The sequence below is a fragment of the Mesorhizobium sp. P2_F7 genome, assembly GCF_056403695.1.
Window position 1 is genome coordinate 673,875 of sequence record NZ_JBFUFA010000001.1, and the last position, 23,942, is coordinate 697,816.

23 protein-coding genes and 1 riboswitch are annotated in these 23,942 nt (G+C 62.9%); of the genes, 10 read left to right on the plus strand and 13 right to left on the minus strand.

The window, feature by feature from the left end:
* Positions 1-106 precede the first annotated feature (106 nt).
* Together AC1DZ8_RS03050 and AC1DZ8_RS03055 are read left to right on the plus strand one after the other, a co-directional pair.
* Positions 107-718, plus strand: a complete 612-nt coding sequence (locus AC1DZ8_RS03050; RefSeq protein WP_352582382.1) for a molybdopterin-dependent oxidoreductase — start codon at positions 107-109, stop codon at positions 716-718.
* Complete coding sequence (locus tag AC1DZ8_RS03055; protein ID WP_477306578.1) at positions 715-1,455, plus strand: FAD-binding oxidoreductase; 741 nt, start codon at positions 715-717, stop codon at positions 1,453-1,455. Before AC1DZ8_RS03050 ends, AC1DZ8_RS03055 begins: the two co-directional genes overlap by 4 nt.
* Before the next feature lie 14 nt (positions 1,456-1,469).
* Here the strand turns inward: AC1DZ8_RS03055 and AC1DZ8_RS03060 are convergent, their stop codons facing one another.
* Both AC1DZ8_RS03060 and AC1DZ8_RS03065 read right to left on the minus strand, forming a co-directional pair.
* On the minus strand, positions 1,470-2,570 hold the full coding sequence (locus AC1DZ8_RS03060; protein ID WP_477306580.1) for an FAD-binding oxidoreductase: 1,101 nt from the start codon (positions 2,568-2,570) through the stop codon (positions 1,470-1,472).
* Between the two features lie 22 nt (positions 2,571-2,592).
* Positions 2,593-3,840, minus strand: a complete 1,248-nt coding sequence (locus AC1DZ8_RS03065; RefSeq protein WP_477400307.1) for an aromatic ring-hydroxylating oxygenase subunit alpha — start codon at positions 3,838-3,840, stop codon at positions 2,593-2,595.
* A 117-nt stretch (positions 3,841-3,957) separates the two neighbouring features.
* Positions 3,958-4,159, minus strand: a riboswitch (cobalamin riboswitch).
* Positions 4,160-4,661: 502 nt separating this feature from the next.
* Here AC1DZ8_RS03065 and AC1DZ8_RS03070 point away from each other — a divergent pair.
* The 3 genes from AC1DZ8_RS03070 (at position 4,662) to AC1DZ8_RS03080 (ending at position 5,509) form a co-directional block, all read left to right on the plus strand.
* Positions 4,662-4,865, plus strand: coding sequence for a DUF680 domain-containing protein (locus tag AC1DZ8_RS03070; protein WP_477306585.1), 204 nt, complete (start codon positions 4,662-4,664; stop codon positions 4,863-4,865).
* 80 nt (positions 4,866-4,945) lie between these two features.
* Positions 4,946-5,149 (plus strand): DUF680 domain-containing protein, encoded by a 204-nt coding sequence (locus AC1DZ8_RS03075; protein ID WP_477306587.1) that lies wholly within the window; start codon positions 4,946-4,948, stop codon positions 5,147-5,149.
* 120 nt (positions 5,150-5,269) lie between these two features.
* Complete coding sequence (locus AC1DZ8_RS03080; RefSeq protein WP_112565555.1) at positions 5,270-5,509, plus strand: DUF680 domain-containing protein; 240 nt, start codon at positions 5,270-5,272, stop codon at positions 5,507-5,509.
* A gap of 76 nt (positions 5,510-5,585) precedes the next feature.
* Here the strand turns inward: AC1DZ8_RS03080 and AC1DZ8_RS03085 are convergent, their stop codons facing one another.
* From AC1DZ8_RS03085 to AC1DZ8_RS03105, 5 genes are all read right to left on the minus strand, one after another.
* On the minus strand, positions 5,586-6,698 hold the full coding sequence (locus AC1DZ8_RS03085) for an ABC transporter ATP-binding protein (RefSeq protein WP_477306590.1): 1,113 nt from the start codon (positions 6,696-6,698) through the stop codon (positions 5,586-5,588).
* A gap of 65 nt (positions 6,699-6,763) precedes the next feature.
* Complete coding sequence (bglA, locus tag AC1DZ8_RS03090) at positions 6,764-8,428, minus strand: beta-galactosidase BglA (RefSeq protein WP_477306592.1); 1,665 nt, start codon at positions 8,426-8,428, stop codon at positions 6,764-6,766.
* Positions 8,429-8,433: 5 nt separating this feature from the next.
* Positions 8,434-9,588 (minus strand): carbohydrate ABC transporter permease, encoded by a 1,155-nt coding sequence (locus AC1DZ8_RS03095; RefSeq protein WP_112562034.1) that lies wholly within the window; start codon positions 9,586-9,588, stop codon positions 8,434-8,436.
* A 1-nt stretch (position 9,589) separates the two neighbouring features.
* The gene (locus AC1DZ8_RS03100; protein WP_023668891.1) at positions 9,590-10,603 is read right to left on the minus strand and encodes a carbohydrate ABC transporter permease; all 1,014 of its coding nucleotides are present in this window, start codon (positions 10,601-10,603) and stop codon (positions 9,590-9,592) included.
* Between the two features lie 266 nt (positions 10,604-10,869).
* Positions 10,870-12,225, minus strand: coding sequence for an ABC transporter substrate-binding protein (locus AC1DZ8_RS03105; protein ID WP_477306594.1), 1,356 nt, complete (start codon positions 12,223-12,225; stop codon positions 10,870-10,872).
* A gap of 364 nt (positions 12,226-12,589) precedes the next feature.
* Between AC1DZ8_RS03105 and AC1DZ8_RS03110 the strand changes: the two genes are divergently transcribed.
* The 5 genes from AC1DZ8_RS03110 to AC1DZ8_RS03130 all read left to right on the plus strand — a co-directional run bounded on the left by AC1DZ8_RS03110 (position 12,590) and on the right by AC1DZ8_RS03130 (position 17,536).
* Positions 12,590-13,612: a substrate-binding domain-containing protein gene (locus AC1DZ8_RS03110; protein ID WP_477306597.1), complete on the plus strand. Its 1,023-nt coding sequence runs from the start codon at positions 12,590-12,592 to the stop codon at positions 13,610-13,612.
* Positions 13,613-13,771: 159 nt separating this feature from the next.
* Entirely contained in the window at positions 13,772-15,118 is a 1,347-nt protein-coding gene (locus tag AC1DZ8_RS03115) for an NAD(P)/FAD-dependent oxidoreductase (protein ID WP_477306598.1), read from the plus strand.
* Positions 15,119-15,323: 205 nt separating this feature from the next.
* Positions 15,324-15,500 carry a hypothetical protein gene (locus AC1DZ8_RS03120; RefSeq protein ID WP_192255001.1) on the plus strand — a complete coding sequence of 59 codons (177 nt, stop codon included), beginning with the start codon at positions 15,324-15,326 and terminating at the stop codon, positions 15,498-15,500.
* Positions 15,501-15,725: 225 nt separating this feature from the next.
* Complete coding sequence (locus AC1DZ8_RS03125; RefSeq protein ID WP_477400308.1) at positions 15,726-16,244, plus strand: OsmC family protein; 519 nt, start codon at positions 15,726-15,728, stop codon at positions 16,242-16,244.
* Complete coding sequence (locus tag AC1DZ8_RS03130) at positions 16,244-17,536, plus strand: NAD(P)-binding domain-containing protein (protein WP_477306603.1); 1,293 nt, start codon at positions 16,244-16,246, stop codon at positions 17,534-17,536. The genes AC1DZ8_RS03125 and AC1DZ8_RS03130 overlap by 1 nt, the downstream gene beginning before the upstream one ends.
* A gap of 18 nt (positions 17,537-17,554) precedes the next feature.
* Here AC1DZ8_RS03130 and AC1DZ8_RS03135 read toward each other — a convergent pair whose 3' ends face one another.
* The 6 genes from AC1DZ8_RS03135 to AC1DZ8_RS03160 all read right to left on the minus strand — a co-directional run bounded on the left by AC1DZ8_RS03135 (position 17,555) and on the right by AC1DZ8_RS03160 (position 23,934).
* Positions 17,555-18,976 carry a S8 family serine peptidase gene (locus AC1DZ8_RS03135; RefSeq protein ID WP_477400309.1) on the minus strand — a complete coding sequence of 474 codons (1,422 nt, stop codon included), beginning with the start codon at positions 18,974-18,976 and terminating at the stop codon, positions 17,555-17,557.
* The gene (locus AC1DZ8_RS03140; RefSeq protein ID WP_477400405.1) at positions 18,966-19,634 is read right to left on the minus strand and encodes an anti-sigma factor; all 669 of its coding nucleotides are present in this window, start codon (positions 19,632-19,634) and stop codon (positions 18,966-18,968) included. Before AC1DZ8_RS03140 ends, AC1DZ8_RS03135 begins: the two co-directional genes overlap by 11 nt.
* Positions 19,635-19,648: 14 nt before the next feature.
* Positions 19,649-20,215, minus strand: a complete 567-nt coding sequence (locus tag AC1DZ8_RS03145) for a sigma-70 family RNA polymerase sigma factor (protein ID WP_352555779.1) — start codon at positions 20,213-20,215, stop codon at positions 19,649-19,651.
* 336 nt (positions 20,216-20,551) lie between these two features.
* Positions 20,552-21,391: an alkaline phosphatase family protein gene (locus AC1DZ8_RS03150; protein ID WP_477306606.1), complete on the minus strand. Its 840-nt coding sequence runs from the start codon at positions 21,389-21,391 to the stop codon at positions 20,552-20,554.
* A gap of 60 nt (positions 21,392-21,451) precedes the next feature.
* The gene (locus AC1DZ8_RS03155; RefSeq protein ID WP_112562026.1) at positions 21,452-23,107 is read right to left on the minus strand and encodes an ABC transporter ATP-binding protein; all 1,656 of its coding nucleotides are present in this window, start codon (positions 23,105-23,107) and stop codon (positions 21,452-21,454) included.
* Positions 23,107-23,934, minus strand: a complete 828-nt coding sequence (locus AC1DZ8_RS03160) for an ABC transporter permease (RefSeq protein WP_352582416.1) — start codon at positions 23,932-23,934, stop codon at positions 23,107-23,109. The genes AC1DZ8_RS03155 and AC1DZ8_RS03160 overlap by 1 nt, the downstream gene beginning before the upstream one ends.
* Between the last annotated feature and the right edge of the window lie 8 nt (positions 23,935-23,942).

The window sequence follows — 23,942 nt, forward strand, 5'->3', positions numbered from 1 at the left end:
CTCGCCGACCACTGGCGGGCCTGCCCTGTCACCCAAAATTCCTGTTGCCCGATGCGGCATCTTCGAGAACACTGCGGCTGCATCCCCAGCAGACGGACACGTCCCGATGGTCACTCGCGGTTTTTCCTCCGGTCGAAAGCCTCCAACGGAAACCGACGCGCGCATCCCGCCCGGGCAATATCTCGAACAGGGTTTTCCGGTCCTGTCGGCGGGACCGACGCCGCGGGTGCGCACCGAGGAGTGGTCGTTCACGCTCAAGCACGGCCCACGCCCGATCAAGAAATGGAACTGGGCCGAGTTCAACGCGCTGCCGCTGACCAAGATGACGCGCGACATCCACTGCGTCACCGCCTGGACCAAGTTCGACACCGCCTGGCAAGGCGTGCTGGTCGACGACATTCTTGCCGATGCCGGCATAGAAGCGCCGACCGGCTTCCTGCTGGCGCATGGCTATGACGGCTACACCACCAACGTGCCGGCCAAGGACCTCACCACCGGCAAGGCGATGGTGGCGTTGCTGTATGAAGGCAAGCCGATCACGGCTGACCATGGCGGTCCGGCGCGGCTCCTGGTGCCGCATCTCTATTTCTGGAAGTCGGCCAAATGGCTGAACGGGCTGCAGTTCACAGAGCGTGACGAGCCGGGTTTCTGGGAATTGCGCGGCTATCACATCTATGGCGACCCGTGGCGCGAACAGCGCTATAGCGGCGATCCATGAGCGAAGCGCCGCAATCTCCCTGGCAGACGGCGAAAATCACCCGGATCGAAAAGCGCACGCCGCGCGTCACCAGTTTCTTCTTCGCGCTGTCGCGGCCTTTTGCCTATCGCGCCGGACAGCATGTCGACGTCCGGCTGACGGCGCCTGACGGCTATCAGGCGCGCCGCTCCTATTCCATCGCCTCGGCACCGGAGAGCGGCGCCACGATCGAGCTGGCGATCGAAAAACTCGACGATGGCGAAGTCTCGCCTTTCTTCCACGAGGTGGCGGCGGTCGGCGATGAGATCGAGCTGCGCGGGCCGCTTGGCGGGCATTTCGTCTGGTCCGACAGCGATGGCGGGCCGTTGCTTCTCGTCGGCGGCGGTTCCGGCGTGGTGCCGCTGATGGCGATGGTGCGCCACCGGACCTTGCGCAAATCGGCGGTGCCGGTCGCGCTGATGTTTTCGGTGCGGGTCTGGGACGAGGTGATCTTCCGCGACGAGCTGATCGGCCTCGACGACCGCCGCGACGGTTTCGACCTGGTGCTGACGCTGACGCGCGAGGCCGCACGGCGGCCATCCGACTATTCGAGGCGCATCGACACGGCAATGGTGATGCAGGCGCTCGCGCGGCTGCCGCAACCGCCGGCACTGGCCTTTGTCTGCGGCTCGAACGCCTTCGTCTCGGCCGCCGCCCAGGCGCTGATCGACGCCGGCATGTCAGCGGACATCATTCGCACCGAGCGCTATGGCGTCTGAGCGGGCAGCGCCACTCACGCCTCGATTTCGAGTGCCGACAGCGGTTTCGAGCAGCAGGCAAGAATGAAGCCGTCATCGATCTCGTGGTCGAGAATGCCGCCATTGTGACTCATCTCGACAGCGCCGGAGACCTTCTTCACCTTGCAGGTGCCGCACAGGCCGAACTCGCAGGCGGCCGGAATCCGCACGCCCGAGCTGCGCGCCGTCTGCAGCACGGTCTGGCCGGCGACGCAGTCGGCGTCAACCTCCGAAAGCGAGAAGCGGATCGGCGTCACGGCTTCGACAGGGACAGCAGTGCCGTCTTCAGCGGGTGAGGCAAACGGCGCCAGCACTTCCTCCACCGCAGGTGTGGCAAAACTCTCCTGATGATATTTCGTCATATCGAAGCCAGCCGCATCCAGCATGCCACGCACGGCGCGCATGAACGGATCTGGGCCGCAGCAGAAGATCTCGCGTTCGCGGAAATCGGGCGCCAGCAGCGGCAGCCGGATCGCGTCGATGCGGCCCATATGGCCGTACCAGCCTTCGCGGCTCGAGCGTTCCTCGATCATGAAGCCGAGCGACAGGCCAGGCATATGGCCGCCGAGCAGTTCGAGCTCCTTGCGGAAGATGATCTCTTCCGCACGCCGCGCGCAGTTGACGAAGCCGACATCTGTCCATGGCGCGCAGTCGTTCAGCCAGCGCAGCATTGACATCATCGGCGTCACGCCGGAGCCCGCAGAGATGAACAGATATTTGGCCGCGGGGTGGCTGTGCAGAGAGAAGTCGCCGGCGGGCCCATAGGCCTTGACGTGCGAGCCGGGCACCAGGTTTTCGAACATCCAGCGTGTGCCGATGCTGCCGGCTTGAGCCTTCACCGTCACCGCGATCGAAAACGGCCGCGACGGCGACGACGACAGCGTGTAGGTGCGCATCAGCGGCCCGTCCGGTGTCGGCAGCTCCAGCGTCACGAACTGGCCCGGCTTGTAGCGGAACCAGGTCTGGTTGTCGGAGCGGAAGGTGAAGGTCTTGACGCCAGGCGCCTCGTCGCTGACGCCGATCACTTCCAGCACCTGCAGCCTGTCGTTCCATGGCGCCATCTGGTCGAGATGGCGATAGAGACCAAGATCCGTCATCGCATTCATCCTTCAACCTCTCTTAGGCGACGCTGCGCAGCGCCGGCCGGCCGCCTTCGGCAAGGCGCGGGCCGATGAAGGCTGCGTACCATTCGACGAACTGGATCACGCCGCCCTCATGCAACTCCGAATAGGGACCTGGCTCATAGGCCGGCGACAGGATGCCGAAGGCGTTTTCCTCGACGATGCGGCGGTCCTGGTCGTTGGTCTCGGTCCAGACATGGGTGAGTTCGGCAAGATCGTAGTCGACACCCTCGACCGCATCCTTGTGCACCAGCCACTTGGTCGTCACCGCGGTCTCCGTGGCGCTGATCGGCAGCACCCGGAAGGTCACCGCATGGTCGATCAGGATGTGGTTCCAGGTCGTCGGATAGTGGTAGTGCATCAAGGTGCCGATGCGATCGGCGGCAACGCTGTCGGAAAGGTTCTTCGTCACCGCGCGCTTTCCCGTCATCGTATAGCTGACGGCATCGCGCAGCAGCGGCGCGCGGGTGGCGCGGAACTGTCCGGACGGATCGATGCGGAACTTGCTCGGCAGGCCAGCAGCCTCGCATTTTGCCCAGTGCGCCAGCATCTCCGGGTCGCTGTCGGCGCCCTGCACGCCGGTCACGGTCGGCGCTTCCGGAAATGTCTTGCAGAGCTCCGGGTGGTTGCCGGCGCAGTGATAGCACTCGCGGTTGTTTTCCCAGACCAGCTTCCAGTTGCCCTTCTCGACGATCGTCGACTCGAAGGCGACCTTGGCTTCGCTCAGTCGGTGCGGCTTGAGGTAGGGCTCGATCATGGCGCGCATCGGCGCGAAGTCGGCAGGTTCTTTCGCGAGGCAGATGAAAATGTAGCCGCCGACGCTTTCGCAGGCGACGGGCTTCAGGCCGAACTGGCTCTTGTCGAAACCCTCGGCCATCTGGCGGGCGAACAGCAGGCGGCCGTCGAGCTCGTAGGTCCACTGGTGATAGGGGCAGACGAGCTTTGCCGCCGTGCCTTTCTCGGTGTTGCAGACCCGGCTGCCGCGATGGCGGCAGGAATTGTGAAAGGCGTTGATGTTGCCCTTCTGATCGCGGACCAGCACCACCGGATAGTCGCCGATCTGCACGGTGATATAACTGCCGGGCTTCGGCAGTTCGCAATCATGGCCGATGAACAGCCAGTCGCGATACCAGATCAGCTCCATGTCGAGCTTGAAGTAGTCCGGGTCGGTGTAGAAGGGCTGTTCGAGCGAAAAGCCTTGCTTGCGGCCGTTCAAGAGCCTCAGCATGTCGTTGCGCGCATCCATAGTTCTGTCCTCGTGGTTTAAGGACTGAACTTGGTGGTGATGGAGGACGGATCGGCCGCAGGCCGGCGCGACGCCGGACATGCACTATCCACCTCTTGACCGCCCACCGCGATCAGTCGAGTTCAAGCATCTCGGGCTGGTTTCCGGGCTCTGGAGTTGTCCTTGCGGACCATCGCGACACCTTCCCAGGCTATTGCCCAGTGGTCTCCCGTTGCGACTTGAACTCCACCACCGTTGCGGGGGCAGCGCCGGATTCTGACCGGCTTCCCAATTCTCCGCTCCGTCGTCACGAAGCGGCACCTGAGATGCGATCATCTAATCACGGCAGTGATCGCGACATCGGCATGAAAGCGACATCGTCTCCATGCGGCGCGACACGCGCGACAAACGGTGCAGCCGACAATTGTGGGGCTGACGTCGTTGTTTTCGGGGCGGGGTCGCGGCCATCGCAAATCACCTCGAATCAGACTGCCGACTAACGAAAAAACCGCCAACAGTATCGAAAAGTGACTATTAGCAGCTTCTAAAATCGAACCGAACGGTTCGTTTCTGTTGACAATGCGTGCAGGACGGTGTGTACGCTGACGCTTGGACATACTCGGTGAGCCGGATGGCGTTGTCACGTAAGCCTTTGTATTATTTTTATAAAACAAGATGGTGGGCATGCTTACGAAAATTACAAGAGGTGAAGTCATGGCCCACACGGAACAACTTCGTGATTGGAAACCGGCCTATGGCTTTCCCACATCGGGCGTGTCCGAACGACGCGAATTCCTCCCAGGACACGCCGCTAGACGGACAGCAAAACTGGAGTACAAAAAATGAAAAAGATCATCCTCACTGCCGCCGCCGTTTTGGCCATTACCGGCAGCGCCTTCGCTGGTAGCGACAATTACGGTTCCAATGGTGCGAACCAGCCTGCCGCAGCAACTGACAGCTCGTATACGGCTTCCATTCAGAAGTCGGCGCCCGCTGACAAGCAGCCCCTCGTTCAGGGCAGCGACCGCAACCTCTTCGGCCATTAACAGCTGATTCCGATCCAGACAAAAGAGTGGCGGCCCGTCCGTCGCTCTTGGGAGCTCGAAGAAATTCAGGAGTATTTAAAATGAAAAAGATCATCCTTGCTGCCGCCGCCGTTGTGGCCGTTTCCGGCAGCGCTTTCGCCGCCAGTGACCACTACGGTTCGAACGGCGCCAACCAGCCTGCGGTTACGTCGACCGACAGTGGCCACACGGCTTCGGTTGCGAAGTCGGATTCGGCTGCTCAGACCCCCGCGCAGGGCGCGGACCGTAACCTCTTCGGCCGCTAACAGCCGATCGGGATCTGACGTCAGAGTTTTCGAACAACGATCCCAGTCGAATATCGAACAAAACGCAGGGCGGCGGACCGTCAGCCGCTCTGCCGCATGATGAAACTCAGGAGACTTGAAATGAAGAAGATTGCTCTTGCTGCCGCTGCGCTTTTGGTTGCCGCCGGCAGTGCCTATGCCCGCAACGACAATGTCGGCTCTAGCGCCGTCGACAATCAGGCGACCGTCAACGTCGACAACACCCGGACGTCGTCGGTACCGAACACCGGTTCGCCGGTCTACAAACTGTTGAACTCGTCGGGCGACGTACAGAAGTCCGCCCCGCAGGGCAGCGACCGGAACCTCTTCGGCAACCGCTAACAGCCGAAGTTTGCAAAGAAAGAGCGGCGGGCCTGGCCCGCCGTTCTTTTTTCGTGCCGATACGACGCGCTGGCCCTCAGGCCGCCTTCACTTCTAGAGGCTTGAGCGAGAAGGAATGCCCGTCGGCGTCGAAGATGTGCAGGTCGCCGGCATCCGCCGTCAGCCGCAGCTTTGCCCCGCGCTTGACCTCGACATTGCCGGGCAGCTTGGTCACCAGCGGCAGGTCGGCGCGGCCGATGTCGACATAGACCAGCTGGACCTCGCCGAGCTGCTCGACATAGTCCACCACGCCCTCGAAAAGATATTCCGTGCCGGTGGCGACCGACAGATCCTCCGGCCGCACACCGAAGCTGACCGCCGCGCCCTTGGCGGACGCCGGCGTCGCGATCGGCACCGTGGCCTTGCGGCCGCCGACATGGCTGACGATGGTCGGATCGCCGGTCTTGTCGATTGTCGCCGGCAGGATGTTCATGGCCGGCGAGCCGATGAATTGGGCAACGAACAGATTGCCGGGCTTCTTGTAGAGGTCCATCGGCGTGCCGACCTGTTCGATATGACCGTCCTTCAGCACCACGATGCGGTCGGCCAGCGTCATCGCTTCGACCTGGTCGTGGGTGACGTAGATCATGGTCGTGTTGGGCATCGATTCCTTGAGCTTGGCGATCTCGATGCGGGTGGCGACGCGCAGCGCGGCGTCGAGGTTCGACAGCGGCTCGTCGAACAGGAACACTTTCGGGTTGCGCACGATGGCGCGGCCGATGGCGACGCGCTGGCGCTGGCCGCCCGACATCGCCTTGGGCAAGCGGTCGAGATATTTGGTCAGCTGCAGGATTTCCGCTGCCTGTCGTACCCGCTTGTCGATCTCGGCCTTGCTTTCCTTGCCGATCTTCATCGAGAACGCCATGTTGTCGTAGACTGTCATGTGCGGATAGAGCGCATAGGATTGGAACACCATGGCGATGCCGCGCTTCGAAGGCGGCACATCGTTCACCACCTCGCCGGCGATCTTCAACTCGCCGGAGGTGATCTCCTCAAGCCCGGCAATGGACCGCAGCAAGGTCGACTTACCGCAGCCCGACGGGCCGACAAAGACGATGAACTCACCCGACTTTATGTCGAGGTCGATGCCATGGAGAATGTGCAGATTGCCGTATGATTTCTTCACTTGTCTCAGCGTGACATCGGCCATGATTTCCTCCCAGTGATTTCCCTAGAGAACCCAGATTTCGTCAAGAAATTCCGTTTCGTCAAAACTCAGTCGATACGCCCGAACCAGGCGCCGTAGCCGCCGAGGCGGATGGAGCCTGTGCCTGATTGTGCCGAAAAACCGTGCCCGGCCAAGGGTTGCAGCGCCTGGCCGCCCAGATCGACTTCGGCCGGCCTGCTGCCCAGATTGAAAACGCAGACGATCTGCTCATTGCCCTCGCGGCGGGTGAAGGCGACGGTGTCGCCCTCGCTCTCGATGAACTCGATGTCGCCTTTGGCCAGCGCCGGATGCTGGCGGCGGAAGCCGAGAAAGCGCCGGTAGTGCTCGAGCAGCGAGGCGGCGTCGCCCTGCTGCACGTTGACCGCCTGCGACAGATGCTTGCCCGGCACCGGCAGCCAGGGCTTGGCCGTCGAAAAGCCGGCATTGCTGGCGGTGGCATCCCACACCATCGGCGTGCGGCAGCCGTCGCGGCCCTTGAATTCGGGCCAGAAGCGGATGCCGTAGGGATCCTGCAGATCCTCGAACTTCAGCTCGGCTTCGCCCAGCCCAAGCTCCTCGCCCTGATAGAGGCAGACCGAGCCTCGCAGCGACATCAGCAGCGCCGAGATCACCTTGAGATAGGCGGCCGGATCGGCCTCATCGGCGGCCCAGCGCGAAGCCGGACGCATCACGTCATGATTGGAGAAGGCCCAGCATGACCAGCCGTCGCTGGCGACCCTGCCGAAGGCTTCCAGCACCTGGCGCACCTTGGCGGCGCTGATCTTTTCCGGCGCCAGGAAGTCGAAGGAATAGCACATGTGGACGCGCTTGCCGCCGGCTGTGTAGGCGGCGACCACTTCCAGCCCGCGCTGCGAATCGCCGACTTCGCCGACGGCGGCGGTCGCCGGATATTCGTCGAGCAGCGCCCGGAACCGCTCGAGAAAGGCAAGGTTCTCCGGCCGGCTCTTGTCGTAGATATGGTCCTGGTAGTTGTAGGGATTGACCGCAGGTGCGGTCTGGTCGTTGCGCTCTTCCGGAGGCAGCGGCGGATTGTTCTCCAGCCCCTGGCTGTGGAAGTAGAAGTTGATGGTGTCGAGGCGGAAGCCGTCGACGCCACGCTCCAGCCAGAAGCGGGTGACGTCGAGCAGCGCGTCCTGGACTTGCCTGTTGTGGAAGTTGAGGTCCGGCTGCTCGGACAGGAAATTGTGCAGATAATATTGCTGGCGGCTGGTGTCCCACTGCCAGGCCGAGCCGCCGAAGATCGACAGCCAGTTGTTGGGCGGCGTGCCGTCCGGCCGGGCGTCGGCCCAGACATACCAGTCGGCCTTCGGGTTGGTCCGATTGGCGCGGCTTTCCTTGAACCATGGATGGATGTCGGCGGTGTGCGACAACACCTCGTCGATCATCACCTTGAGGCCGAGGTGATGGGCTTCCGCAACCAGCGCGTCGAAATCGGCGAGCGTTCCGAACATCGGGTCGACGTCGCAATAGTCCGAGACATCGTAGCCGAAATCCTTCATCGGCGACTTGAAGAAGGGCGAAATCCAGATGGCGTCGACGCCGAGCGAAGCGATATAGGGCAGCCTGCGAATGATGCCCTTGAGATCGCCGATGCCGTCGCCATTGGAGTCCTGGTAGGAGCGCGGATAGATCTGGTAGATCACCGCGCCCCGCCACCAGTCGCGATCGACGGCGAGATCGGGTTTCGAGGTCGCCTTCAAAGCGGATTGCATCAGTCTCAACCTCCTTTGACCGAGCCGGCCAGCAGCCCGCGGACGAAATAGCGCTGCAGCGAGAAGAACACGATCAGCGGCACGATGATGGTGACGAAGGCCGATGTCGTCAGGATCTCCCAGTCGCCGCCGCGCGAACCGAGCAGCGCATTGAGCTTGGCGGTCAGCACGATCTGATCGCCCTCGGTACCGAGGAAAACCATCGCCACCAACAGATCGTTCCACACCCATAGGAACTGGAAGATGGCGAAAGAGGCCAGCACCGGGAACGACAGCGGCAGCACGATCTTGACGAAGATCTCGAAATCGCTGGCGCCGTCGATACGCGCCGATTCCATGATCTCGCGCGGCAGGCCGGCAATATAGCTGCGCAGGAGATAGATGGCGAAGGGCAGGCCGAATCCGGTATGCGCCAGCCAGATCCCGAGATAGGTTTTCGATGGCACGCCGAAGAAAGTGCCGACGCCGTTGTAGAGTTTGAGCAACGGGATCAGCGACATCTGCAGCGGCACGACCAGCAGGCCGATGATGACGGCGATCAGCAGCGCACGGCCGGGAAAACGCATCCAGGCCAGCGCATAGGCGGCGAAGGCCGCGATCAGGATCGGGATGACGGTCGCCGGAATGGTGACGGTCAGCGAGTTCATGAAGGAGCGGCCGATGCCTTCCGAAAACAGCACCGTGTTGTAATTGTCGGTGGTGAATTTCGGCGGCGCCGACGAGGCATAATAGACGCGCTGGCCCCGGTCGCCTTCAAAGGCTTTTGGCGACGACATGACGAAAGTCCCGTCGGCATTGAGCTGCAAGGTTACGCCGTCGCCGAGATCGGCAGTCGTGCCGGCCGGATACTGCGTCGGCGCGGCCGACTTGACGCCGAAGGCGCTGATGTTGCGGGCAACAGCATCGCCGAAGATGTTGCCGGCAAGCACGAACTTGCCGTCCTTCTCGACCTGTGCCGAGGCAGGCGGCAACCGGCCGGCTTCAGTCTGGGTGGAACTGGAGAACGAGTTCCACCAGCCCGAGGCGATGATCTGGTCCTTGTCGCGCAGCGAAGAGACGAGGATGCCGAGCGTCGGCACGGTCCAGATGGCAACGAAGATGAGCACGGCGATGTGGACGCCGAAACGGCTGGCAAAGGATTTTCCGGTCGCGACGGCCATCTCAATGTCCTCCCGTCTCTTTGTTCGCCTGGCGGATGTTCCAGACCATGATCGGAATGACAGCGATCATGATGATGATGGCGATGGTGGCGCCGCGGCCGAAATCGCCGCCGCCGCGGAACATCCAGTCGAACATCAGATTGGCCAGCACCTGGCTGTTCCATTGGCCGTTGGTCATGGTCAGCACGATGTCGAACACTTTCAGCACCAGGATGGTGATAGTCGTCCAGACCACGGCAATGGTGCCCCAGATCTGCGGCACCATGATCTTCCAGAAAATCTGGAACGGGTTGGCGCCGTCGATGACCGCGGCTTCGAGTGTCTCCTCGGGGATGCCGCGCAGCGCCGAAGACAGGATGACCATGGCAAAGCCGGTCTGGATCCAGATCAGGATGATCATCAGGAAGAAATTGTTCCAGAACGGCAGCGATATCCAGACCTGCGGCTGGCCGCCGAAATACTGGATGATGGCGTTGAGCAGGCCGATCTGCGTCTGGCCCTCGCCGCGATATTCGTAGATGAATTTCCAGATGACGCTGGCACCGACGAAGGAGATCGCCAACGGCAGGAAGATCAGGCTCTTGGCGATCGTGCCCCACCAGATCTTGTCGGTGAGCACGGCGATGATCAGCCCAAGGAAGGTGCACGCTGCCGGCACCACTGCCAGCCAGATGATGTTGTTCAGGATCGAGTTGCGGAACTCGCGGTCGCCGAACGCCCATTCATAGTTGGCGAAGCCGACAAAATGCTGGCCGCCGCGGTCGAGGAAGGACAGCCAGAGCGTCGCCACCACCGGATAGATCAGATAGACGGTAAGGATGATCATCGCCGGGCCGACGAACAGCCACGGACGGACCAGCCCTTGCCGGCGCAGATTGTCGATGGCCGCAGCCCCGGCGACGCCGCGCGACGGGAAAATCAGGTCGACCAGCTTGTTGGCGCCCCAGAAATAGGCGACGCAGCCGCCGACGCCGATGATGATGACAAAAATGGCCGATAGAATCTGAGCAGCCATGGGTCCCTCTCCCTGCGCATGATCGGCCGGGCTTTGAACAGCCCTGGCGATGTGGCAATGCGCCGATTTAAGTTATTCGGAACGAACGAACGCAAATCGGTCCGGCGTAGTGCATGTCGCTCAAAAGTGGTCACGGTTTTGAGGGAACGACATGCATCAAAATTGAAGATTAAAGCCGCCGGTCGGATCCGGGCCAAAAGGCCCGGATCCAGTCTGTGGAGGACGTTCTAAAAGCTGCAGCCTGCGCGGCTGCTGATTGCCGCTGATTACTTGATCGCGTCCCAGCTCTTCTGGATGTCGGTTGCGACATCCTGGGCCGACTTGCCGCCGACCAGATCGATCATGCCGGTCCAGAAGGCGCCGGCGCCGATCTTGCCCGGCATCAGGTCCGAACCGTCGAAGCGGAAGGTCGAGGCGTTGGCCAGGATATCGCCCTGCTTGCGCAGTGCGTCGCTGGCATAGGCCTCCTTGTTGACCGACTTGAACGGCGTCACGAAGCCGCCCTGGGCCATCCAGATTTCATGCGCCAGCGGCATCTTCAGGAATTCGATGAACGCGCGGGCGCCCTTCGAATCCTTGGTGATCATGGCCAGCGTACCGGCGCCAAGCACGGGCGTGCCAAGCTCGGGCTTCGAGGCATAGGGCGGGAAGTAGAAGAAGTCGGCGTCCTGCCCCACCTTGGTGTCTTCCGGGAAGAAGGTCGGGATGAACGAGGCCTGATGGTGCAAGTAGCATTTCGGCGGCACCGAGAAGAGGCCCTTCGGGCTGTCGCGGAAGTCGGTCGCGGCAACCGCCTTGGCGCCGCCATCGACCATCTTGTCGTCGGTGGCGATCTTGCCGAAGATATCGATGGCGTTGACCACCGCCGGGTCGTTGAACGGGATCTCGTTCTTTACCCACTTGTCGTAGGTTTCTGGCGGCTGGGTGCGCAGCATGATGTCTTCGACCCAATCGGTCGCCGGCCAGCCGGTCGCGCCGCCAGAGCCGAGGCCGATGCACCACGGCGTGCCGCCGTCGGCGATGATCTTCTTCTCGAGGTCGGCAAGCTCTTCCTGGGTCTTGGGAACCTTGTAGCCGGCTTCCTCGAAATTGTCCGGCGAGTACCAGACCAGCGATTTCACGTCGGCCTTGTAGGGAAACGCGAAGAAGCCCGGCTTGCCGTCCTTGTCCTTGAAGGTGCCGAGGTCGACCCATGACTGGCCGGCGCCGTAATTGTCCTTGACCCATTTGGCGGTATCGTCGCCGAGCGGCGTCAGCAGGCCCTTGGAGGCCAGATCCTGGATCAGGCCCGGCTGCGGCAGCACGGCGATGTTGGGCGGGCTGCCGGCCTGGGTGTCGATGACAATCTGTTGTTCGTAATTCTCTGACGAGGAGTATTTGATCTCGGCGCCGGTGGCTTCCTGGAAATATTCGAGAACCGTGCGGATGAGGCCTTCGTCCTCGCCGCGCCAGGGTCCGAAGATGGTCAGCGTCTCACCCTTCAGGTCGACCTTCTTCAGCTCTTCGTAGTTGGCCCAGTTGAAGCGCTTGTCTTCACCCGGCTTGAATTTCAGTTCGGCTTGCGCCGGCAGGCTCAGGGCGAGCGTTGCAAACGCGGCGCCAAGCAGAAGCATCTTCTTCATCGGTATTCCTCCCAGTGGTCACATACACCCGGACGGAACCTCCATTCCGTCCGCCGACGCCGCAGGACTGTGACTCACTCGGAAAGGAACCGCAACCTTTCGAAAGAGTCTTCCAAAGCGCTTTGGTCCTTTTGATCTCGCCACTGAATCCGACGAAAGTCAAGAGGGCAGCAGACTAATCGATTGAATTTCGTGATGCAACACTTGATAAAGTGCACTGCAGCATAGTTTTTTGGCGATGCAGCAGCAGATTATGCTTCAAACTGGCCAGACCAGTGCGTATGGTCGATGGGCTCGGCGGCACCCGTCGTGGGGGCCGCGTGGATTCAAAATTAAAAGCGCTTTGAGGCTTGGAGGCCTCCCGGTGAACCTGAAGCAGCTCTCCCAGATGCTGGCTCTGTCGCAGACAACGGTAAGCCGTGCGCTGAACGGCTATCCGGAGGTCAACGAGGAAACCCGCCGGCGCGTGGTGGATGCCGCCAAGCGCCACGGCTACCGGCCCAACCCGAGCGCGCGCCGGCTGGCGACCGGCAAGACCGGCATGATCGGCTATGTCCTGCCGACAGGTACTTCCGTCGATATCGATCCGCATTTCGTCGAATTCCTCTCCGGCCTGGGCGACTATGCCCGCTCGCACGAACTCGACCTCGTTCTGTCGCCGGCCGATGCCGACGACCAGGAGACCACCTATCGCCGCATCGTCGCCAACCGTCAGGTCGACGCCGTCTACATCTCTTCGCCGCGGCCGGCCGACCGGCGGGTGGCGCTGGTCAACACGCTGGGCATTCCCTTCATCGTCCATGGCCGCAGCGACGGCTTCGACTTCGACTACCCGTTCACCGATATCGACAATGAAGGCGCCTTCCACGAAGCGGCGCGGCTGCTGGTGCAGCTCGGCCATCGCCGGTTGGCGCTGATCAATGGCGACGACCGCGAGACCTTCGCCATCCACCGCGAGCGCGGCATGCGCCGCGCGCTGGCCGCTAGCGGCCTGGCGCTCGGCGAGCGCCATGTCTGCTCGGTGACGATGACCGAGGAGAACGGCTATCGCGCCGCGCGGCGCCTGCTCGAACAGAGCGAGCCGCCAACCGCGATCGCCTGCTCCAGCCTGATCATGTCGCTCGGCGTCGTGCGCGCGGTGCGCGATCTCGGCCTGACCATTCCGGGCGACCTGTCGCTGATTGCCCATGACGACGTTTTTCCGTGGTTGAAGCCGGAGAATTTTTCCGTGCCCTTGTCGACGACGCGGTCATCGATCCGCCTCGCCGGCGCCCGCGTTGCCGAACGGCTGGCGGCGCGGATTTCCGGCCTGGAGGAAGGCGCCCGCGGCGAGGTCTGGCCGGTCGACCTGGTGGTCAGGGGCTCGGTGGCGGGCGCGCCGGGCTAAAGGTCGATCCATTCGTTCCGCGACGCGTTCGGCCCCAGGCTGACATGGCCCGAAAACGGATTGCCGTGGGACAACGGTCTGCCTGGACCTGTCCTTGATTTGGCTTCTGCAGGGTGTCAACCAGTAAGCCAGAGCCGGACCAGCCCAAAGGTGCGCCACTTGCCGACATTCCCGTTCTCCGATGCGGATCCAATCCAGCATCATGGCCCGCCGCCGAAGACGTCGGAGGTGGTCATTGTCGGTGGCGGTGTCATCGGCGTAACGACGGCGCTGTTGCTGGCGCAGCGCAACATCCCGGTGACGCTGCTGGAAAAGGGACGCGTTGCCGCCGAACAGTCGTCCCGCAACTGGGGCTGGATCAGAAAGCAGGGACGGGACGCCGACGAACTGCCCATCGTCATCGAGGCTATTCGCCTGTGGCGGCAACTGGCTGAGGAATGCGGCGAAGACATCGGGCTGACGCAGACAGGCGTGACCTACCTGGCGAACTCCGACAAGGACATGGCCGGCTTCGAGGAGTTCATGAGGATCGCCGCGATCCATGATCTCGACACCCGCCTCCTGGACGGCGACGAAACCGCGAAGCTCATCAAAGGCATGTCGCGCAGGTTCAAGGGCGCGATGACGACACCCTCCGATATGCGTGCAGAGCCTTGGCTGGCGGTGCCGGCGCTAGCTCGGCTTGCTGTCCGAAAAGGCGTCAAAATCGTGGAGAATTGCGCAGTGCGAACCCTCGAAATCTCAGGCGGCAGGGTCAAAGGGGTGTGGACCGAGGCGGGATATATCGAGACCTCCAGCGTACTGGTGGCGGGCGGCGCCTGGTCATCCCTGTTCTTGCGCAGACACGGCGTCTCCATCCCCCAGCTCAGCGTCAGGGTAACCGTAGCCGCGACAGAGCCCTTGCCCGAGATTTATGCAGGTGCTGCGACTGACGAACACATCGCTTTCAGGCGCCGGCAGGATGGCGGCTACACGCTCGCCGCGGGAGGCAGTCACCTGCATTACCTGGGGCCGGATGCATTCCGTCACGCCACCAAATACCTTCCCGCCCTCAGGGACAATCCACTGGGGACACGCTACTTTCCGTTCGCGCCGTCAGGCTACCCTGATGGCTGGTCGACGCCGCGCGATTGGGCGCCGGATTCGCACAGCCCTTTCGAGAGAATGCGGGTGCTCAGCCCGGCCCCTGAACCGGCCCGTCTGCGTGCGATAGAACGCAAGTTCAAGCACCTCTTTCCGCAGTTCGAGACGGTTCGCCTGAAGGCAAGCTGGGGCGGCATGATCGACGCCATGCCAGACGTCGTCCCCGTCGTAGATCGGGTAGAGGCAGTCGGCGGCCTTTTCGTCGCGACGGGGATGAGCGGCCACGGCTTCGGTATCGGGCCTGGCATAGGCCGCGTCGTTACCGACATGATTCAGGGAAACGAGACCGGGCACGACCTTAGCCGCTTCCGGCTGTCACGCTTTTATGATGGAAGCCCTGTCCGGTTGGGTCCGGCTCTCTGAATTGGTCGCGCGTATCCGCCACTTCGTCGCCGACTTCGTGTCCAGCCACCCGTAGCCGAAATCGCTCACGTAGGTCATCTGCGATTTTGTTACCGAATGCCGGTTTTGGTGCAACCTTGCAGATACAAATGTGGAGCATTTAACAGACCGTTGAGCGGTTGCCCGGGCATATTCCGAGCGCCCAAAGGCTCTACAGGAGAAGAAAATGTCAATGTTTGAAACGGTCGCGCGCTATGGGGCGGCCATCAAAAACGCCCGTGAAGCAAGAAAATCCGAACGCGTTCTGAACAGTCTGCCGTTGGAAATTCAAAAGGACATTGGCTGGCCGGTTACACCGCGCCAGAAAAGGCTCTCATCCAACAGCTGGGGCAGGATCCTCTGAACGAGGCACCACCTCAACCTCGGCGATAGCTGGAGTTCGGCTTTGCCGGAGTCACGCCAGCACAGCGCTTCGCCAGGCGATTCCACGCTCACGCCCATGCTGCGCACAACACGCCCGTGGGAAGAACATTCCGTCCGCTGTAAGCCGGACCCTCACCTGTCAACAGGAGTACGACCTATGACCAAACATACGGAAGCCGCCACAAATGGTGTCAACGTAGCCGCCTTGCTTGGCGCCCGTGACGCGCTGAAGGATGCCCCCGACGCAGCCCGCTTCAAGTGGCGCGCGACGAGCGAATGGGTCAAGGGGACCCACAACAGAGCGACCGTCGACGGATTCTTCGGCCTGGGCGCAGAACAGCAGCATCGCCAGACCTACAAGTTCGAGTCCGATCACCCGGAAATCTTTGCATCCGAGGACAAGGGTGCGACACCGGTCGAGTTTGTGCTGGTCGGCCTGGCAGGCTGCCTGACCGCGGGCATCGCGGCTGTCGCGCAAAACCGCAACATCCAGCTCCACTCTGTCAAGGCAACGCTCGAAGCCGGCATGAATATCCAGGGCATCCTCGGCATCGATCCGGACGTGCGCAACGGCTTCGACGGCATCAAGGTGCACTACGACATCGACGCGGACGCCAGCGCGGACGATATAGCCGCTCTTGTCGCGCAGTCGCAGAAGCGCTCGGCCGTCTTTGACGTGATCGCCAACCCAACGGATGTCACGGTCACTTCGAGCAAGTCCTGATGAGCGAAAGCGCATCACGCGGGATCGCCGGCGCCGTTGACGTCGTCGTCATCGGCGCCGGTCACTCGGGCCTGGCGATGAGCTATCTGCTGGGCCAGCACTCGCTCAGGCATGTGATTCTCGAGCAAGGCGAGGTGGCGAATAGCTGGCGCACGGAGCGCTGGGATTCGCTGCGCTTGCTCACTCCCAACTGGATGGCGCGGCTCCCCGACTACCCGTACCGAGGCGACGACCCGGATGGCTACATGAGCGCCGGACAGGTCGCCGATTTCATTTCCGATTATGCCACATACACCTCAGCACCGGTTCTGACGCACACCACAGTCAACAGAGTTGCACAGATCAGCCACGGCTTTCGGGTGGAAACCCAAAATGGGGACTGGCTGTGCCGTGCCGTCGTGCTCGCGACTGGCGCCTTCAACAAGCCGGTCATACCGCGACTGGCCGATTCCATGCCAGCCACCGTCGAACAGCTATCGGCGCACTCCTACCGCCATCCGGGGCAACTTGCCCCTGGCGGGGTGCTGGTGGTTGGAGCATCGGCGACAGGCCTGCAATTGGCGCAAGAGATCCAGCTCAGCGGCCGGCCCGTCACGCTCGCGGTGGGCGAACACGTCCGGCTGCCGCGCATCTATCGAGGTCGCGACATCCAATGGTGGATGCTTGCGACGGGCGTGCTCGACCAGCGCATCGAAGACGCTGACGACCCCGACCGCGCCCGAAGAGTCCCGTCGCCGCAGCTTGTCGGCACATCAGACCGCGCCACGCTTGACCTCAATGTCCTGCAGGGGCAAGGCGTTAAAATCGTCGGACGCCTGATGGGCATTCGCGACGCAACAGCCCAGTTTTCCGGAACGCTTCGCAACGTCTGCGCGCTTGCCGACCTGAAGATGAATCGGCTGCTCACGGCGATCGACGAATGGGCCGAGGCGAATGCACCGTCCGGCGTCGGTCCCGTCGAGCGCTTTGCCCTCACTGCAATCGACGCGCCGCCGCAAATGAATCTTAAACTCGGCGAAGACATTCGCACGGTGCTATGGGCCACCGGTTTTCGGCCGGACTTTTCCTGGCTGGACTTGCCGATCTTCGATCGCAAGGGCGACCTGAAGCACGATCGAGGCGTTGCTGAGGTTCCCGGGCTCTATGTGATGGGACTGCCATATTTGCGTCGCCGGAAATCGAGCTTCATTCACGGCGCCGAGGACGACGCGCGGGAACTAACCGCGCATCTGACCGACTACGTCGACAGGACGATCAAGCGTGAGATGCCACTGCGCGCTGTTGCCACTTGAAGGGGCCGTGCCGCAAATTCACTTCTTCGCCGCTTCGGCCGCCTTGATGTCCAGCAACCCATAGCCGAAATCCTTGTCGCGGCCTTTCGGGCCGAGATCCCGGGCGGTGGCGGCCAGCGCCTTTTCGATGTCGTCGGCCGAGCGCTCCGGTGCGGCGTGGATCAAATTGGCGATGGCGCCGGAGACGATCGCGGCGGCGAACGAGGTGCCGGTGACCACGTCCGAGCCGGCGCCACTCGGCGCCACCATCTCGACGCCGGGCGCCGAGATGAAGACGTAGGCGCCGCGATTGGCCTGCGGCATCAGGCCGTCCTTGGCGTCGGTGGCGGTCACCGCGATGACGCCGGGATAGGCGGCCGGATAGCCGTACGGCGCTTTCGGGCCATTGTTGCCGGCCGCCGCAACCAGGATGATGCCGAGCCCGCGCGCATTGCGGCAGGCGGTGGCGAGCAAATCGTTCTTGGGGCCGACGAAGCTCATATTGATGATGCTGACATTCTGCTCGGCCGCCCAGTCGAGCGCCGACAGGATGACATCCATGGTCGACCTGCCGTCCTCGAAGGCCCGCGCATGATAGATCCTGGCCCCCGGCGCCATGCCTTCGAGCGCGCCGACGCCGGCGATCAGCCCGTCGACCGAGGTGCCATGATCGCGCTTTTCGACCGGCACTTCGGGCATGGCGTCGAACTGCTCGGCAATGACGCCGGCCAGCGCCGGATTGGTGTCGTCAATGCCGGTGTCGATGACGGCGACACGCACGTTCTCGCCGCTTGCCTGCTTGTTGTCGAGCTGGATGCGCTCGAAGGCATAGTTGACGATCCCGGCTGCCTGCTGCAGCGAATAGACATGGTTCGGCTCGCGCCGCTGGGTGCGGCCATCGGAGGCCAGTTGTGCCAGCACGGTGCCGACCGGACGGCCATCCGGAATGCCGAAGCGCACCAGCGTGGTGCCGAGCAGCCGCGACTGGCGTTGCGAGCGCACTTGAAGGCCAAACGAGGCGGCGATCTGCTGAACGGCGCCGGCGTCACCATCGACGGTCACCAGCACCTCGTCGGGCACAAAATCGCCGGCGATGGCACGCCGCGGCGCGGTCGCGACAAGATCGGTCGGCGAAACGATCGGCCCACCAGCCGGCGGACCGGCCTGCGTGTCGGCAGGCGGCGCTGACGGCCGTGGCGTCGGCACCGGCGCCGCGGCAGCAGGCGGATTTGGAAACAGGTCGACGATCAGGGCCGGAAGGACAACAGCGCCCTGGCCGCCGCCCGCTCCGCCACCCTTGTCGTCCTTGGGGCAGTCGGCTGCCGCCGCACCGGTGGTGTCGGTGCAGTCGGTCGTTGTGCGGCCGGCATTGGGGTTGCTGGTCTGTGCTAAAGCGGGCACGGCGGCGATTGTCATCGCCGCCGCCAGGATTGCAAATCGAATGACCGCCTTAGCTGCCATCAACCGGTTTCCTTCCCTCGATCACAGTCTCGGCGAAAGGCTGGGCGGCAATAAGGCCGAGCAACTTGGTATAGTCTGCTGCGGTCTTGGCCGGGATGGCAATGCGGAAGACGCCCGAGGCCGTCGGCCCGCCGGCGATCTTCAGTTCGTTCTGGTCGAGGAAGACGGCGATGTCGGAGATCTTCGCCTCCGGCTTGAACTTGACCAGCGCGAACGGCAGTTTCACCAGATCGTCCTCGGCGCCGGCAATCTCGAAATCATTGCCCTTGCCGCCGGTGTGCACATAGGACTGCACCACGATCAGCGCCAGCAACACTGCGGCTGCCGCCCAGGCGACACCGACCGGCACCGCCATGAAACGGTCGAGCGCCTGCGCCAGCCAGGAACGGCCCGCCGGCGCACGCACCGGCCCGGCCTCGGCGTCGAGCGCCTTGGCAAAGCGGCTGAGCGCATCGGCCGGCGGCCGGATCGCCTCGTTGGCGGCGGTGGTGCCGGAGAATTCGGCCTCGGCCTCGCCAAGTGCTGCCATTGCCGCCGGATCGGACGCCAGCCATTCCTCGACGGCTTGGAGGTCGGAGCCTTCCAACGAGCCGTTCAGGTAGAACGGCAGCAGCGTTTCCATTTCGTCGCGGCGCGACATCTTTTCAGCGGCACTCATATCTTCAGGATTGCTCATGGCCAACCCCTGTCGTAACCGGCGGCCTTGAGGGCTTCGCCGAGCTTCTTGCGGGCGTAGAACATACGGGTCTTGACGGTGGCGACCGGGATGTTGAGCACCTCGCCGATCTCCGTCACCGACTGTCCGTGGTAATAGGCAAGGTCGATCACCGAGCGGTGTTCTTCCGGCAAGGCATCGACGAAGCGCCGCAAGGCGGCGCCCTTGTCTTCCTTCATGGTGGCGACTTCGGGCGTGTCGGCGCTATCGGGGACCTGCGCCGCATCGTCGTCGTCGATCCAGTCTTCCTTTTTCTTGCGCAGCATCGACAGCGCCTTGAAGCGGGCGATACCGAGCAGCCATGTCGAGACTTCCGAGCGTCCTTCGAAGCCGGGCGCCTGGCGCCACAGCTCAAGAAACACCTCGTTTGCGATATCGTCGGCCATCATTTCCGATCCCGTCTGGCGCGCCACGAAGCGGTAGACCCGCGCGTGGTGACGCATGAACAGCAGCCGAACAGCGGCACGGTCGCCCTTCGCGACCCGGTCGACAAGCGCGCGATCAGTCTCTGTCGCTGCCGTCATGGCCGGTCGAGCCGCCTGGCTCCTGTCTGCTCTGTCGCCGATCGGTCCAAAAAGGTTCATCCTTCCGCCAAGGAATTTTCCGGAAGCTAACCGAAGAGAGGGAGTGTTGCCAGTAGGGTGAGGTTCTTACCTTCTCCCCTTGTGGGAGAAGGTGGCCTCGCGAAGCGAGGTCGGATGAGGGGTGCTGGACGGATCGCTGCTTTGCAGAAGTAAGCGCTTCAGATTCTTCGATCTTTCACACCGCGCTCTGTCGCGCACCCCTCATCCGTCTCGGCGCTGCGCGCCGATCCACCTTCTCCCACAAGGGGAGAAGGTAAGCGCATGCGCCTCGCCCGCTTAATCCAAAAACGGCTTCGCCTTCATCGTCTCCGGCACCGGCACACCCAGCCGCTTCAGCACCGTCGGCGCCAGCCGCAACTGGTCGAGCAGCGTGTCGGCCTCCGGTCCCTTGCCAGGTCCGAAATAATACAGCGCGAAATCCTGCATTTCGTCGTCATGGCCGCCATGATGGCCGCGGTCGGTCTGGCCGTGGTCGGCGGTGACGATCACCTCGTAGCCAGCTTGCCGCCAGAGGGGCAGGAACGCCGCCAGCATGCCGTCCATCGCATAGCAGGCATGGTCCATTTCGTGGCAATCATGGCCAAAGCGATGGCCCATCGAATCCAGCGTGCAGGTGTGCAGGATGCCGTAGTCGATGCCATGGCGCCGGGTCAGCATGGTCAGCGTCGCAAACAGATCGACGTCGCTCGGCGTCATCTGGTTCTTCAGATTGTAGCCGGTCATGGTGTGGAAGCGGCCATGCGTGATAGGCCCCTCCGGCTCGTCATATTCCATGTCCTCGACGAGGTCGAACGGATAGGAGCGGAAGAATTCCGACCAATAGGAATGCGTCACCGCGCCGGTCTTTCCGCCGGCCTTGCTGACCTCGGAGAAGATGTCCGGCTTGTTGACCAAGAAACGGTTCTCGTTGGACAGGATGCCATGCTCCTGTGGCGACACCCCGGTGTGGATCGAGGCGTAGCAGCAGGCCGAGGTCGACGGCAGCACCGAGCGCATCTTCCACACTTGCGCCTCGCCCGATTGCACCCAGCCTTCGAGATTGCCCATCAGCCGGCGCCAGTTCCGGTAAGGCACGCCGTCGAGGACGATCAGCAACAGTTTTGTCTTGAGCGCCATCGGCGGCTCCGGAAGGCTTGTCGTTGAAGGCAAGTTTTCACGGTTGGCGCCGCGAAACCGTTAGTTGCCCGCACTCGCCATACGCCGTCCCTTGATCGCCTTTTCCAGCCAGCCGATCTCCATCTCGGGGACGGAGGACAGGAGCAGGTCGGTATAGGCGTCGAAGGGCGGCGTCAGCACCTTGCTCTTGGCGCCATAGCGCACCACCTCGCCGCGATACATCACCGCGATCGAATCGGCGATCGACTTCACCGTCGCCAGATCGTGGGTGATGAAGAGGTAGGCGACCTTCTCGTGCTGCTGCAGGTTGAGCAGCAGCTTGAGGATGCCGTTGGCCACCAGCGGGTCGAGTGCCGATGTCACCTCGTCGCAGATGATCAGCTTCGGCTTGGCTGCAAGCGAGCGGGCGATGCAGACGCGCTGCTTCTGGCCGCCGGACAGTTCGGCCGGATAGCGGTCGAGGAAGCCTTTGCCCATCTCGATCTCGTCGAGCAGTTCGGCGACGCGCTTGTCGCGTTCGCGGCCGCGTATGCCGAAATAGAACTCCAGTGGCCGGCCGATGATGGTGCCGACGGTCTGGCGCGGGTTCATCGCCACGTCGGCCATCTGGTAGATCATCTGCAACTGACGCAGATCCTCCTTCGGCCGGTCGGCGAGCCTGTTGGCAAGCGGCCTGCCGTCGAAGGTGACGGTGCCTTCCTCGGGCGGCAAAAGCCCGGTGATTGCGCGCGCCAGCGTCGACTTGCCGGAGCCGGATTCGCCGACGACGGCCAGCGTCTGGCCCGGATAGATGTCGACCGAGACGTTCTTCAGCACCTTGACGTTGCTGCCGCCATAGGCGGCGGTGACGTTCTTGACCGACAGGAACGGTGTCGCGCCGGGCTTCTGCTCGGCGTGCTCGATCTCATGCACCGAGACCAGCGCATTGGTATATTCCTGGCGCGGCTCCTTGATGATCTGGCGGGTGCCGCCCCATTCGACCAGCCTGCCGTGGCGCAGCACCATGATCTCGTCAGAGACCTGGGCGACGACGGCAAGGTCGTGGGTGATGTAGAGCGCCGCGACATGGGTGTCGCGAATGGCGTCCTTGATTGCCGCCAGCACGTCGATCTGCGTCGTGACGTCGAGCGCGGTGGTCGGCTCATCGAAGACGATCAGGTCGGGTTCCGAGCACAGCGCCATCGCCGTCATCACCCGCTGCAGCTGGCCGCCGGAGACTTGGTGCGGGAAGCGTTCGCCGATGGTTTCGGGGTTCGGCAGACTGAGCTTCTTGAACAGTGCCACGGCGCGTTTCTCGGCCTCGGCCCGTGTCGCCGTGCCGTGCAGCAGCGTGGCTTCCACCACCTGGTCCATCAGCTTGTGCGCCGGGTTGAAGGCGGCGGCCGCCGACTGCGCGACATAGCAGACCTCGCGGCCGCGCAATTTGCGGAAACCTTCCTTGCCGCCCTTGAGGATGTCGCGGCCGTTGAGGAGCACCTCGCCACCGGTGATGCGCACGCCGCCGCGGCCATAGCCCATCGACGACAGGCCGATGGTCGACTTGCCGGCGCCGGACTCGCCGATCAGGCCGAGCACCTTGCCCTTTTCCAGCGTCAGCGAGACATCGTGCACCAGCACGATGTTCTTCGGCGCTTCGCCAGGCGGAAACACTGTCGCTTCGATGCGCAGGTTGCGGATATCGAGCAACAGGCCGGGCTTTGCTTTTGTGTCGGCCATCACCCGCGTCCTCCCTTCAGGCTTGTCGTGCGGTTGAGGATCCAGTCGGCGACAAGGTTGACCGAGATTGCCAGTGCGGCGATTGCCGCCGCCGGAATGAGCGCGGCGCCGATGCCGAAGACGATGCCGTCCTTGTTTTCCTTGACCATGCCGCCCCAGTCGGCATCCGGCGGTTGCACGCCAAGGCCGAGGAAGGACAGCGTCGACAGGAACAGCACGGCATAGATGAAGCGCAGGCCGAGTTCGGAGACCAGCGGCGACAGCGCGTTGGGCAGAATTTCGCGGAAGATGATCCAGCCGCTGCCTTCGCCGCGCAATTTGGCGGCTTCGACATAGTCCATGACGTTGATGTCGACGGCCACTGCGCGCGACAGCCGGTAGACCCGGGTCGAGTCGAGAACGCCCATCACCAGGATCAGCGTCACCAGATTGGTCGGCAGCACCGAGAGCACGACGAGCGCCATGATCAGGGTCGGGATCGACATCAGGAGATCGACGAGGCGCGACAAAAGCGTGTCGAACCAGCCGCCGAACACCGCCGCCGAAAAGCCGAGAATGGCGCCGAGCGAGAACGACAGCGCGGTGGCCAGCACCGCGATGAACAGTGTGATGCGGGCGCCATAGATCATGCGCGACAACAGATCACGGCCAAGATTGTCGGTGCCCAGCAAATGCGCCGAAGACATCGGTTCCCAAGGAACGTCGCTGACGATCTCTGCATTGCCGTGCGGCGCGATCCATGGCGCAAACACGGCTGCCACGACGAACATTGTCGTCAGCACGATACCGATCAGTGCGGGGATGGGGATGCGTCTGATATCGAGCATGCCCGCCC

Excerpts from the sequence above, each read along its gene's own strand:
- AC1DZ8_RS03160 (WP_352582416.1), bottom strand. The coding sequence starts at position 23,934 with ATGCTCGATATCAGACGCATCCCCATCCCCGCACTGATCGGTATCGTG.
- AC1DZ8_RS03150 (WP_477306606.1), bottom strand. The coding sequence starts at position 21,391 with ATGGCGCTCAAGACAAAACTGTTGCTGATCGTCCTCGACGGCGTGCCT.
- AC1DZ8_RS03145 (WP_352555779.1), bottom strand. The coding sequence starts at position 20,215 with ATGACGGCAGCGACAGAGACTGATCGCGCGCTTGTCGACCGGGTCGCG.
- AC1DZ8_RS03060 (WP_477306580.1), bottom strand. The coding sequence starts at position 2,570 with ATGACGGATCTTGGTCTCTATCGCCATCTCGACCAGATGGCGCCATGG.
- AC1DZ8_RS03100 (WP_023668891.1), bottom strand. The coding sequence starts at position 10,603 with ATGGCTGCTCAGATTCTATCGGCCATTTTTGTCATCATCATCGGCGTC.
- AC1DZ8_RS03070 (WP_477306585.1), top strand. The coding sequence starts at position 4,662 with ATGAAAAAGATCATCCTCACTGCCGCCGCCGTTTTGGCCATTACCGGC.
- AC1DZ8_RS03135 (WP_477400309.1), bottom strand. The coding sequence starts at position 18,976 with ATGGCAGCTAAGGCGGTCATTCGATTTGCAATCCTGGCGGCGGCGATG.
- AC1DZ8_RS03095 (WP_112562034.1), bottom strand. The coding sequence starts at position 9,588 with ATGGCCGTCGCGACCGGAAAATCCTTTGCCAGCCGTTTCGGCGTCCAC.
- bglA (WP_477306592.1), bottom strand. The coding sequence starts at position 8,428 with ATGCAATCCGCTTTGAAGGCGACCTCGAAACCCGATCTCGCCGTCGAT.
- AC1DZ8_RS03065 (WP_477400307.1), bottom strand. The coding sequence starts at position 3,840 with ATGGATGCGCGCAACGACATGCTGAGGCTCTTGAACGGCCGCAAGCAA.
- AC1DZ8_RS03080 (WP_112565555.1), top strand. The coding sequence starts at position 5,270 with ATGAAGAAGATTGCTCTTGCTGCCGCTGCGCTTTTGGTTGCCGCCGGC.
- AC1DZ8_RS03155 (WP_112562026.1), bottom strand. The coding sequence starts at position 23,107 with ATGGCCGACACAAAAGCAAAGCCCGGCCTGTTGCTCGATATCCGCAAC.
- AC1DZ8_RS03085 (WP_477306590.1), bottom strand. The coding sequence starts at position 6,698 with ATGGCCGATGTCACGCTGAGACAAGTGAAGAAATCATACGGCAATCTG.
- AC1DZ8_RS03050 (WP_352582382.1), top strand. The coding sequence starts at position 107 with ATGGTCACTCGCGGTTTTTCCTCCGGTCGAAAGCCTCCAACGGAAACC.
- AC1DZ8_RS03055 (WP_477306578.1), top strand. The coding sequence starts at position 715 with ATGAGCGAAGCGCCGCAATCTCCCTGGCAGACGGCGAAAATCACCCGG.
- AC1DZ8_RS03075 (WP_477306587.1), top strand. The coding sequence starts at position 4,946 with ATGAAAAAGATCATCCTTGCTGCCGCCGCCGTTGTGGCCGTTTCCGGC.
- AC1DZ8_RS03140 (WP_477400405.1), bottom strand. The coding sequence starts at position 19,634 with ATGAGTGCCGCTGAAAAGATGTCGCGCCGCGACGAAATGGAAACGCTG.
- AC1DZ8_RS03105 (WP_477306594.1), bottom strand. The coding sequence starts at position 12,225 with ATGAAGAAGATGCTTCTGCTTGGCGCCGCGTTTGCAACGCTCGCCCTG.
- AC1DZ8_RS03120 (WP_192255001.1), top strand. The coding sequence starts at position 15,324 with ATGTCAATGTTTGAAACGGTCGCGCGCTATGGGGCGGCCATCAAAAAC.
- AC1DZ8_RS03130 (WP_477306603.1), top strand. The coding sequence starts at position 16,244 with ATGAGCGAAAGCGCATCACGCGGGATCGCCGGCGCCGTTGACGTCGTC.